General features: G+C 64.1%; 11 protein-coding genes and 1 pseudogene. 9 read left to right on the forward strand and 3 right to left on the reverse strand.

What is annotated here, in order from left to right; all coding sequences use genetic code 11:
- Positions 1–82: 82 nt before the first annotated feature.
- The 7 genes and pseudogenes from AABE20_RS08295 to AABE20_RS08325 all read left to right on the forward strand — a co-directional run bounded on the left by AABE20_RS08295 (position 83) and on the right by AABE20_RS08325 (position 6,012).
- The gene (locus AABE20_RS08295) at positions 83–1,129 is read left to right on the forward strand and encodes a DUF7146 domain-containing protein (protein WP_034931912.1); all 1,047 of its coding nucleotides are present in this window, start codon (positions 83–85) and stop codon (positions 1,127–1,129) included.
- 321 nt (positions 1,130–1,450) lie between these two features.
- Positions 1,451–1,933: pseudogene (locus AABE20_RS08300) on the forward strand (hypothetical protein); the annotation flags it as partial.
- Positions 1,934–1,980: 47 nt separating this feature from the next.
- Complete coding sequence (locus AABE20_RS08305; RefSeq protein ID WP_053323591.1) at positions 1,981–2,445, forward strand: DUF2840 domain-containing protein; 465 nt, start codon at positions 1,981–1,983, stop codon at positions 2,443–2,445.
- Positions 2,442–2,984, forward strand: coding sequence for a S26 family signal peptidase (locus AABE20_RS08310; RefSeq protein WP_034930458.1), 543 nt, complete (start codon positions 2,442–2,444; stop codon positions 2,982–2,984). Before AABE20_RS08305 ends, AABE20_RS08310 begins: the two co-directional genes overlap by 4 nt.
- A 1-nt stretch (position 2,985) precedes the next feature.
- Positions 2,986–3,324: a DUF736 domain-containing protein gene (locus AABE20_RS08315; RefSeq protein WP_034930454.1), complete on the forward strand. Its 339-nt coding sequence runs from the start codon at positions 2,986–2,988 to the stop codon at positions 3,322–3,324.
- A complete protein-coding gene (locus tag AABE20_RS08320) occupies positions 3,311–4,012 on the forward strand; it encodes a lytic transglycosylase domain-containing protein (protein ID WP_034930451.1) in 702 nt (233 codons plus the stop codon). The genes AABE20_RS08315 and AABE20_RS08320 overlap by 14 nt, the downstream gene beginning before the upstream one ends.
- A gap of 245 nt (positions 4,013–4,257) precedes the next feature.
- Positions 4,258–6,012, forward strand: coding sequence for a relaxase/mobilization nuclease domain-containing protein (locus AABE20_RS08325; protein WP_034930448.1), 1,755 nt, complete (start codon positions 4,258–4,260; stop codon positions 6,010–6,012).
- Between the two features lie 11 nt (positions 6,013–6,023).
- Here the strand turns inward: AABE20_RS08325 and AABE20_RS08330 are convergent, their stop codons facing one another.
- From AABE20_RS08330 to AABE20_RS08340, 3 genes are all read right to left on the reverse strand, one after another.
- Entirely contained in the window at positions 6,024–6,614 is a 591-nt protein-coding gene (locus AABE20_RS08330) for an RES family NAD+ phosphorylase (RefSeq protein WP_019086935.1), read from the reverse strand.
- A gap of 4 nt (positions 6,615–6,618) precedes the next feature.
- On the reverse strand, positions 6,619–7,251 hold the full coding sequence (locus AABE20_RS08335) for a hypothetical protein (RefSeq protein ID WP_019086936.1): 633 nt from the start codon (positions 7,249–7,251) through the stop codon (positions 6,619–6,621).
- Positions 7,252–7,355: 104 nt separating this feature from the next.
- Positions 7,356–7,601, reverse strand: a complete 246-nt coding sequence (locus AABE20_RS08340) for a DOPA 4,5-dioxygenase family protein (RefSeq protein WP_370543935.1) — start codon at positions 7,599–7,601, stop codon at positions 7,356–7,358.
- Between the two features lie 95 nt (positions 7,602–7,696).
- Between AABE20_RS08340 and AABE20_RS08345 the strand changes: the two genes are divergently transcribed.
- On the forward strand, positions 7,697–8,749 hold the full coding sequence (locus tag AABE20_RS08345; RefSeq protein WP_338332654.1) for an IS110 family RNA-guided transposase: 1,053 nt from the start codon (positions 7,697–7,699) through the stop codon (positions 8,747–8,749).
- Between the two features lie 369 nt (positions 8,750–9,118).
- Positions 9,119–9,664 (forward strand): transposase family protein (locus tag AABE20_RS08350; protein ID WP_489752673.1); only part of this gene is annotated, 546 nt, incomplete at its 3' end.

Here is a 9,664-nt window from a genome sequence, read left to right on the forward strand (position 1 = left end):
AAAGCGATTTCATGGATGACCACTGATCGCTGGCTGGCGATTGCCCTGGACGGAGGCAATCCCGACACAGGAGGGCAAGGCGATGGCGGGGCATGATGCAGGCGATCTCGCCCGCCGTCTGGCGGAGAACGCGGAGGCGGTATGCCGTCGGTATCTGTCCGCCGGTCGCCGTCACGGCAATTACTGGCTGGTCGGCGATGTGCGCAACACGCCCGGTCGGTCGCTGTTTGTCCGGCTACATGACACCGCGAACGGCAGGGCCGGTAAGTGGACCGATGCGCAGTCCGCCGAACATGGCGATCTGCTGGATGTGATCCGCGAAAGCCTTGGTCTGCAGGATTTCCGCGACGTGGTCGACGAGGCGCGCGCCTTCCTCAGCCTGCCTCGCCCTGACCCGGTGCCGCCGTCACAGGACCGGCCTGCCCGTGAGCGTGGTTCCGCCAGTTCTTCCGAAGCGGCGCGACGGCTCTGGGCCATGTCCGGGCCGATCGCGGGTACGCAAGTAGAAGCGTATCTTCGCAGACGCGACCTTACGCTTTTGCACGGAACCGGAGCCCTGCGCTTCCATCCGCGCTGCTTTTACCGCCCCGACGAGGACAGTCCGACCGAGACCTGGCCCGCCATGATCGCCGCCGTCACCGATCTCGACGGCACGCTGACCGGGGTTCATCGCACCTGGCTGGCGGCGGACGGGCGTGGCAAGGCCCCGGTCGATCATCCGCGCCGTGCCCTGGGCGGACTGCTCGGCCATGCCGTGCGCTTCGGGGTGGCATCCGACGTGCTCGCTGCCGGAGAAGGCATCGAGACGGTGCTGTCGCTCCGTCAGGTTCTGCCCGATCTGCCGCTGGCCGCCTGCCTGTCTTCGGCGCATCTCGCTGCCCTGATTTTTCCGCCGCCGCTGCGCCGTCTTTACGTCCTGCGCGATGACGACCCGGCCGGGGATCAGGCGCTGGCGACGCTCGACGCGCGGGCCACGGAAGCCGGGATCGAACTGATCGGCCTGTCACCGCGTCTGGCGGATTTCAACGACGATCTCCGTGCCCTGGGACGCGGCGCGCTGCGGGCGATCCTGCATCCGCAACTCGCTCCCTCGGACGTGGCGCGGTTTCTGGAGAGCATTGGCACCTGAGCAGGCCGGGAAAGGGAGGTGAGGTTCATCATCTTTCCCGTATGGTGCGGGGCTGTCCTGTATCCGGATGGGGCGCGCCCTGGGCCTTTCAAGTGGGGAGCGGGCGTCAGCCGGGCCGGGCCTTCAATGGCGGGGCCGGCTATTTTCCGTCGCGCCCCTTTGGGGGCGCTTTACATCGCGAAGCAAAATAGCCGACCCCCTGCATCCTTCGCTGCGCTGCGGCCGCGCGCGAGCGCGCGGTTCCGTCCCGTCCCTGGTCTGCCGCTATCCGCCCCCGGAAAGGCCGCGAAGGGCGCGGCCGGTATCCCGGAGGACAGCCCCATGACCCGCGTGACAGACGATTTCGAACCCGCCCATGCCGCATCTCCGACCGCCCATGTGCTGGCGGAACTCCAGATGTATGGCTACCGTCCCTTCGAGGACGAGCCCGATCCAAGGCCGCTGCCCGAAGCTCCTCGTATCGGGGGTGCCGTCGCCGACATCTTCGACGCCATCGCTGCGACCCTGACCGAAACGCGGCTGGAGCCTGACCTCGAAACCCTGCTCTGGTCCACGGTCAACATCTTCCACCGCATGGTCGGCCAGGTCGAACGCGAGCTTGACCGCAACGAGCAGGCGCAGAAGAACAGTCAGAAAGAACAGGACGGCAGCGAGATCCGCTCGGTGGAACTGGAGCGGCTGATCGCCGAAGGGCTGACCCTGATCGAGCGCCGCAACGCCTACGAGATCTTCCGAGACGAGGCGCAGGAGCAGTTCGAGCGCCTGACGATGAGCGCGTGGCGTCCGAAGGTCGCCGACATGCTGCGCGCGCTGCTGGCCCGCGAGTTCTCGGATACTTCTGGAGATGTGCCATGAACGCCACCCTCGCTCATGTCGAACTGACCTGGATTGAGAAGCGCATCGAGCACTGGATCCGCTTCGGCTCTGTCGCCCATGAGCAGATTCTCGATCGTCGGCGGCGGATACTGAGCTTTCCGCCGGACAGCGTGTTCGCGTTCCTGCGCTGGGCGGCGAACGATTACGGCACGGTGGTGTCCTGCATCGACATCGTGCGCGTCACCCGTTCCGACGAGCCGTATCAGACGGTGCCGTTCGTGCGGCCCGGTGGTGAGAGTCTGCTGCGCCAGAGCGGCTGGCCGAGGGTCCGCCTGGTGCTCGAAGCCGTCGATCGTATCGAAGCTATCGGCATTGATCCCGTCGATGTCGCGCCGGAACATTGGCGACATCTGCACAATCGGATGCTCGCCGGGCAGGCACCACGTCCCTACACGCGCGACCGCCATCAGGCCTGGCTGCGCCGGAGGGCGGTATCATGACGCGCTTCGGCTGGTTCTTCACCACCTATTTCGCAATACTCGGTGTTGGCACGTCAGTGGTGATCCATCCGGAGCCCCGGTTGATCTGGAACGCCACTGCCAGCACGCCGATTGGGCTGTACCGCCTGCAATCGGTAAGCATCCTGCATGTCGGCGACCTGATCGCGATCCGACCCTCGACAGACATTGCCACGATGCTGGCGCACGGCGGCTATCTGCCCCTCGGTGTGCCGCTGCTCAAGCCGGTTGCCGCACTGCCGGGACAACGGGTCTGTCGCATTGGTGCTGCCGTCACGGTCGACGGCAAGCCGCTCGGCGATGCATTGGCCCGCGATCATCGCGGCCGTCCATTGCCGGTCTGGCAAGGCTGTCGGCACGTCCTGCCCGGTCAGGTCTTCGTCATGAACGCAGCGGTCCCGACCAGTCTCGACGGACGCTATTTCGGCATCCTGCCGGTCGATGCGGTGCTTGGCCGTGCCCAGCCACTGTGGCTCGTGCCGTCACCGATGTCTCCCACCCCCAATCAGAAAGGAGGCTGACATGGCCCAGATCGGAACTTTCACGCGCACGGCTGACGGCTTCGCCGGTCGCCTGCGCACGCTCGCCCTCGACGTCGAACTGACGATCGTGCCGGCGACTTCGTCGGACGCCGAGTATGCGCCCGACTATCGTGTCCATCTCGGCGACGCCGATGCCGGACCGGAGGTGGGTGCGGGGTGGAAACGCACCGGCGAGAAGGCGGGCACTTACCTCTCGCTGGTTCTCGACGACCCCATGCTGGCGCAGCCGATCCGCGCCAATCTGTTCCAGTCCGATCGTCAGGGGCGCGCCTTCCATCTGGTCTGGAGCCGCCCGGTGAAGCGTGATGACCGGCGGTAAGGCGGCACTCCGGCTGCTCGGTGTCGTGCTTTCGGTCGTCGTTTCCATGACGATATCGGGGCATGTCGCGGTCGCCGATCCATACGCTGACATGATCGCGGAAGCGGCCAGACGCGCGCAGATTCCAGCTTCATGGATCGCCGCCGTGCTGCACGCGGAGAGCCGAGGCGATGCGCATGCCGTGTCGTCGGCGGGCGCGATGGGGCTCATGCAGGTGATGCCCGGCACATGGTCCAGCCTGCGCACGTCGCTCAGCCTTGGCGAGGATCCGTTCGACCCCCACGATAACATTCTGGCCGGTGCGACCTATCTGCGGTGGATGCGCGACCGCTATGGCGAGGCCGGGTTCCTTGCCGCCTACAATGCCGGTCCCGCGCGCTATGACGAGCATCTGGCGACCGGCCGACCGTTACCTGCCGAGACGCGGAACTACGTCGCATCCGTCAGCGCGCAGCTGGCTCTTTCGCTTCCCGATAACATCGCGATCGGCGCTCCGCTGGCACCATCCTGGCAGACTTCTTCCCTCTTTCCGGCGTCGTTCCTGCGTACGGGCGATGCGTCCCGGCCTGTCGGCAGTGCGTACGACCCGGCACGTTCATCTGGTTCCCGAATGACAGACTGGACGGCACTCGTACCGCAATCGGCAGGTCTGTTCATCGCGTCAGGACATGGGGAGGCGCGCCGATGATCCCCGTTCCGGCCCATCGGGCTCTGGCGGGCTATGGGTGCCTTGGGGATGGGGTGCTGGGGGGAGATAGGCAACGGAGGGAAGGACGGCAAGGTAAAAGCAGCGCCCGTTCGGGGCTGCATGTGGTTGGTTTGATTGGAGAATTTGTCCTCTCACCATGCACCGCCTGCGGCTCTTCGTCCATTTTTCCTAATCTTTTCAACGATCCGGGCCCGTCAGGCGCACATCGAAGCGGGGAGCGGGCCATGGCGACGCGCGATGACAGCCTGACTGTCCGGCCCGGACGCATCCAGCACGGCAACCAGGGCGCACGACCGAAATCCTTCGTCGGCGAGGTCATGCGTGCCGCGAAGAAGGCCGGTCATACCGGCACCCGGTTAGGAGCGAAGGGCAGGGGAGGCGGTGGCGGTTCCCGTTTCGGGCGCGGCCGGCGTGCGGCACTCTCCATGCGGTTGCGCAGCAATGCCCGTCGGGTCGTGGTCAAGGCGCGGGTCGTCCGCCAGCAGGGTGCGCGGTTTCGGTCAGCACCACTCGCCCGGCACATCGCCTATCTCAGGCGCGAGGGCGTCACTCGCGACGGGGCCAGGGCCCATCTGTTCGATGTCGGGTCTGATGAGGCGGACAGCAAGGCCTTCGCGGAACGCTGCGAAGACGACCGTCACCATTTTCGCTTCATCGTCTCGCCCGAGGACGCAGCACGGATGGAGGATCTGCGGGGCTTCGCGCGGGAGTTGATGCAGGACATGGAGCGCGACCTCGGCACCAAGCTGGACTGGGTCGGGGTGGATCACTGGAACACTGACAATCCGCATGTCCACATCCTGGTGCGCGGCGTGGCCGACGACGGCAAGGATCTGGTCATCAGCCGCGCTTATATCAGCCAGGGCCTGCGCGACCGCGCCGCCGAACGGGTGACGTTGGAACTTGGCCCGCGCAGTGAACAGGAAATCCGCACCGCGCTGGAAACCGAGATCGGCGCTGACCGCTGGACCAGTCTCGATCGCGCGTTGCAGGACATCAACGACGAGCGCGGCGGCATCGTCGATCTGCAACCGGGCGCGGGTGCTGAAGACCCGGAACTGCGCCGCCTGCTGGTGGGCCGGGCGAGCAAGCTGGAAGGGCTTGGTCTTGCCGAACCGGTCGGGGTGGCCCGCTGGACCCTCAAGCCGGGGCTGGAGGCGACGCTGCGCGATCTTTCCATCCGGGGCGACATCATCAAAACCATGCACCGCGCCATGTCCGGCGGTGGGACAGAGCCCGACATCGCGGGTTTCGCGATCCACGGTGAGAAGCTGGCCGATCCGATCGTTGGCCGGCTGGTCGAGCGCGGGCTAGACGACGAACTGAAGGGTTCGGGCTACGCGGTGATCGCCGGCACCGACGGGCGCACGCATCATCTCCGCTTCCCCGATCTGGATCTGACCGGCGATGCGAAGCCGGGCGCGATCGTCGAGACCCGCACCTGGGAGGATGCCAAGGGCACGCAGCGCCTGTCGCTCGCCACGCGCTCGGATTTCACGCTGGCCGAGCAGGTGACGGCGCCCGGCGCGACCTGGCTCGATCGCCAGTTGCTCGCCAAAGATTCGGCGCTGGCCAATGCGGGCTTCGGGGCCGAGGTCCGCGAGGCGAGGGCGCAGCGGATCGATCATCTCGCCTCCGAGGGGCTGGCCCGGCGGCAGGGCGAGCGCGTGGTGTTCGCACCCGACCTGCTCGGCACCCTGCGCCAGCGTGATCTCGATCAGGCGGCCGCCAGATTGGCGGCGCAGACTGGTCTGCAACACCGGCCCGCGAAGGAAGACGAGATTGTCTCGGGGGTTTATCGCCAGCGGGTCAACCTGTCCTCGGGTCGGTTTGCGATGGTCGACGATGGGCTGGGGTTCCAGCTCGTGCCGTGGCGCCCGGCGCTGGAGCAGAAGCTCGGACGGCAGGTTTCCGGCACCCTGTCGCCGGGTGGAGCGGTGGACTGGACTTTCGGACGGAAGCGGGGACTCGGGATTTGAAACCTTGCCGGTCAGTTCGTCAGTCCCACGCCATAGATCTCCATCAGTTCATAGAACCAGTCCGCATCGAGATTGTCGCTCTGGGAGGCGATCGCAATCGCGCTCTCCGTCCGGTCGAAAAGGGCGAAACAGATCTGATCGTTGTCATGGCGGGCGCGGTAGCTGATGCCGTCGGCATCGGACCATGCGTCGTGAACGGCTTTCGACCAGGCGTGTGGCAGATCGTACGGCAGGCCGGATGATGTGACCTCCGCCGTGGCGCCGAGCACAGCCAGTCCGGGGCCATGCAGCTCCACCAGCCGCAGTTCCCGATTGGCGCTCAGTATGGTGCAGGCCTTGGCGGCGATGAGATTGATCGGCAGCAGCGTGCGGCCTGGCGCGCGCAGGAACGTCTCCGCGAACGCGCCGGCCTGCTGTTCCGCCGTGTACAGAACGCCATGAGAGCCGTCCGGCGCGTTGAGACGCCCGGAGCGCGAACGGTCGAAATAAATCGGATCATGAGCGCGGGAGTGAAAACGATGCAGGGGATGGCCCGCGGGCAGAATGCGCCAGCGGGGTTGCCGGGAGGCGAGGTCTCCCGGCGGCCAGGGCTGGTTCGGCACGCGGTCAACCGCCCTGGACGCCGATGGACTGCGCGGCTTCCACAACCGCTTCGGTCTTGCCAGCGCCCAGCGCTTCGATCGGTGTCTGCCCGTCGAGTTGTGCGAGCGGCGTAACCAGGAAATTCAGACGGAACCATGCGCTTTCGCTTGGCAGGGCGGCGAGCACCGGCTTCAGGCCCGACACGACCCCATCCCCAGTGAACTGCGCGACCGGATAGCGCCGCTCGCCGCTCGGTCCCGGAACCGCCAGGATCGCCTGTTCGCGGACTTTCTTCTCGATGGCCTGGCGGGTGACTCTGAGCAGTTCCCTGACCTGATCGAGCGTATAGGCGCCACCGGCACGGCGAAGATCGTCGTCCCTGATCTGTTTCCCGCGTAACAGGGCAAGTCCCCATGGGCCGACCGCATAGGCATCTGTTGCGGTCTCGCGGGAGGGAGAGCGACCGGCTTGCGGCCGAACCTCGTATTCCAGCACCTGTGGCTTCGCGCTGGCACGTCCGCGCGTTCGAGCTGTCTTGCGTGCAGCCAGTTCCAGGCCGGCCGGCACCGTCACGATGCTGCCCACGCCGAGAAGTCGGGTTCTCGTATGGCTTCCCGCAACGCGGGTGCGTGTTTCCGAACCGGGTGTCGTGGGCATCCTGTCGCCTCCTGGCAGAGTCCTCTTCGTGATGGCAATATAGGAAACCATGACAACCAAAGCAACCAATAGAACGCCGCCACGCTCCTGGCTTTGGGCTGGCGTCAGATCAGCGCCGTACCCGCCGGTTCAGTATTCGGAGCCCCTGCGTCGTCCGCCTTCGGCGAGTCTTCCGGTAGCCGCTTCGGCAGCAAGGCGCGACGCTGCCCGAGCCAGAGTCCGTCGCTGATGTGATCCCGGCGCGGAGAACGCGTATTCGGGTGGATCAGGATGCTCAGGCCCCGGTGATTGAGTATCAGCCAAGGAACGAGCGTCGCGAACAGCCCGGTCTCGAAGGCGATCTGATACATCGGTGTTGATTTTCACTGAGAACTGATGGTGTGGACGGCTCGCAGCGGTCCTGAGAGGATACTGAAGAGCTGAGTGTCCAGTGGAGGAAACCATCATGTCCCAGTTGATCCGTATTGGCATGGATACGTCGAAAAAAGTGTTCCAGCTTCATGGCGTGGATGCCGATGAGCGGGTTGTTCTGAGCCGGAAACTGAGCCGACATCAGATGATCCGGTTTTTCGCGAACCTTCCGCCCACAGTAATTGGCATTGAAGCCTGTGGAGCGTCCCATCACTGGGCCAGAACCCTTGGTGCACTTGGCCACGAGGTGCGGCTGATGGCGCCACAGCTTGTCAAACCCTACGTCAGACGCAGCAAGAATGATGCGGCAGATGCCGAGGCCCTCTGTGAGGCGATGAGCCGGCCGACCATGCGTTTTGTACCTGTCAAAACCGTTGGGCAGCAGGCAGCCCTCATGCTTGTCGGCATGCGGGAGCGGCTCATTGGCAGGCGGACCCAGCTGGCCAATTCCATTCGGGGCTATGCCGCAGAATTTGGAGTGACCGCCCCTGTGGGTCTCTCCCGTGTGGCCCCGTTCCTTCAGCAGATTGCGTCTGAAGAAACGCTGCCACCTCTAGCACGTGATCTGTTTGCGCAGATGGCAGAAGAGTATGAAGGTCTGATGGAACAGATCAGGGATCTCGATAAAAAGCTGGCCACATGGCATCGAAGTCAGGAGGTGAGCCGCAGGCTGTCCGGAATTCCGGGCATCGGTCCTCTGGCTGCTGCTCTTCTGCTCATGAAGGCGCCGGATCCGCATCTGTTCCGCTCAGGGCGGGATTTCGCGGCGTGGATAGGCCTCACTCCTCGTGATCATTCCTCAGGTGGCAAGGTCAGGCATGGCGGGATCACCAGGGCTGGAGACAACCGCCTGAGAAGCACGCTGGTGGTTGGCGCGACCACCGTGCTCCGGCATGTCAGGCAGAACGGACAGAGCCGTCTCGCCACGCCGTGGCTTCTCAGTCTTCTGAGCAGAAAGAAGCCGAAACCCGCTGCTGTGGCTCTGGCCAACAGGATGGCACGCATTGCATGGAAGCTGATGACCAGCGGCGAAACATATCGCAAACCGATGGATGCTGTTGCGCTGGCAGCGGCAGCCGCCTGCTGACGAGATTGGCCAACACGATGCACGGAAAAAGAACGTGATCGTGTGAGCCGATACCGCAGTCCTGCAAAGAGGAGATGGGGAGATCGTTCGATCTGAATGGAAGACACTCCGCAAGAGCCCGTGGTTTTCAAAAACCGCAGAACTGAATGGAACTTCCATCGCAGAAACCATCTTGGCCAGCAGTCTGAACACTGCAAAAACAGGCCGGACATATGGGTGCAAACGACACGGTCACACCGCTATTTTCCCCCTTGCAAGACAGAGCCGTCCACATATGGGTTCTTCCGTACTTTTCGTGATGGGTATCTTGTACTGAGGTTCCGGAACTGGGAAATCCAGAAAGTCGTTCACTTTCATGGATATTCCCCAGTGTCACGCCTTCGGTCTCTTGATCTTCCCCGTTCCCTCGTCGTTCGTCGTGTTGTTGCACTGGATAACAGAGTGGAGATCGAAGTCGGTCTGCGAAAACGGAGTGCAGTGTGTCCGGACTGTCAGTGCCCGACACAACGCATTCACAGTTTCTATCAGAGAAAACTCGCGGATCTTCCATGGCAGGGCCGTCCAGCCACGCTGATCGTTTCTGTGCCGCGCTTTTTCTGCCAGACGATGCTTTGTCCACGTCGGACGTTTGTCATGCCCCTTGAGGGGATAACCGTGCGTCATGGCAGACAGACCACACGTCTTGCCGATCTTCATTATTATATCGCCCACACCCTGGGCGGTTCCGCTGGAGCACGAATGACCGTGCGCCTGTGTTGCCCCATCAGCGCGGATACTCTTGTCCGCCGTCTTCTCTCACGTGTGCAGAACACCACAAAAGGCACGGCCCTTACACGTGTGGTGGGGGTGGATGACTGGGCATGGCGGCGGGGACATCACTATGGAACGATTGTGGTCGATCTTGAGAAAAATGAT

This window comes from Acetobacter zythi (assembly GCF_963921165.1).
In the GTDB taxonomy this organism is placed as follows: domain Bacteria; phylum Pseudomonadota; class Alphaproteobacteria; order Acetobacterales; family Acetobacteraceae; genus Acetobacter.

Coding starts and splice junctions, on each gene's coding strand:
- AABE20_RS08295 (WP_034931912.1), top strand. CDS start 83: ATGGCGGGGCATGATGCAGGCGATCTCGCCCGCCGTCTGGCGGAGAAC.
- AABE20_RS08305 (WP_053323591.1), top strand. CDS start 1,981: ATGAACGCCACCCTCGCTCATGTCGAACTGACCTGGATTGAGAAGCGC.
- AABE20_RS08310 (WP_034930458.1), top strand. CDS start 2,442: ATGACGCGCTTCGGCTGGTTCTTCACCACCTATTTCGCAATACTCGGT.
- AABE20_RS08315 (WP_034930454.1), top strand. CDS start 2,986: ATGGCCCAGATCGGAACTTTCACGCGCACGGCTGACGGCTTCGCCGGT.
- AABE20_RS08320 (WP_034930451.1), top strand. CDS start 3,311: ATGACCGGCGGTAAGGCGGCACTCCGGCTGCTCGGTGTCGTGCTTTCG.
- AABE20_RS08325 (WP_034930448.1), top strand. CDS start 4,258: ATGGCGACGCGCGATGACAGCCTGACTGTCCGGCCCGGACGCATCCAG.
- AABE20_RS08335 (WP_019086936.1), bottom strand. CDS start 7,251: ATGCCCACGACACCCGGTTCGGAAACACGCACCCGCGTTGCGGGAAGC.
- AABE20_RS08340 (WP_370543935.1), bottom strand. CDS start 7,601: ATGTATCAGATCGCCTTCGAGACCGGGCTGTTCGCGACGCTCGTTCCT.
- AABE20_RS08345 (WP_338332654.1), top strand. CDS start 7,697: ATGTCCCAGTTGATCCGTATTGGCATGGATACGTCGAAAAAAGTGTTC.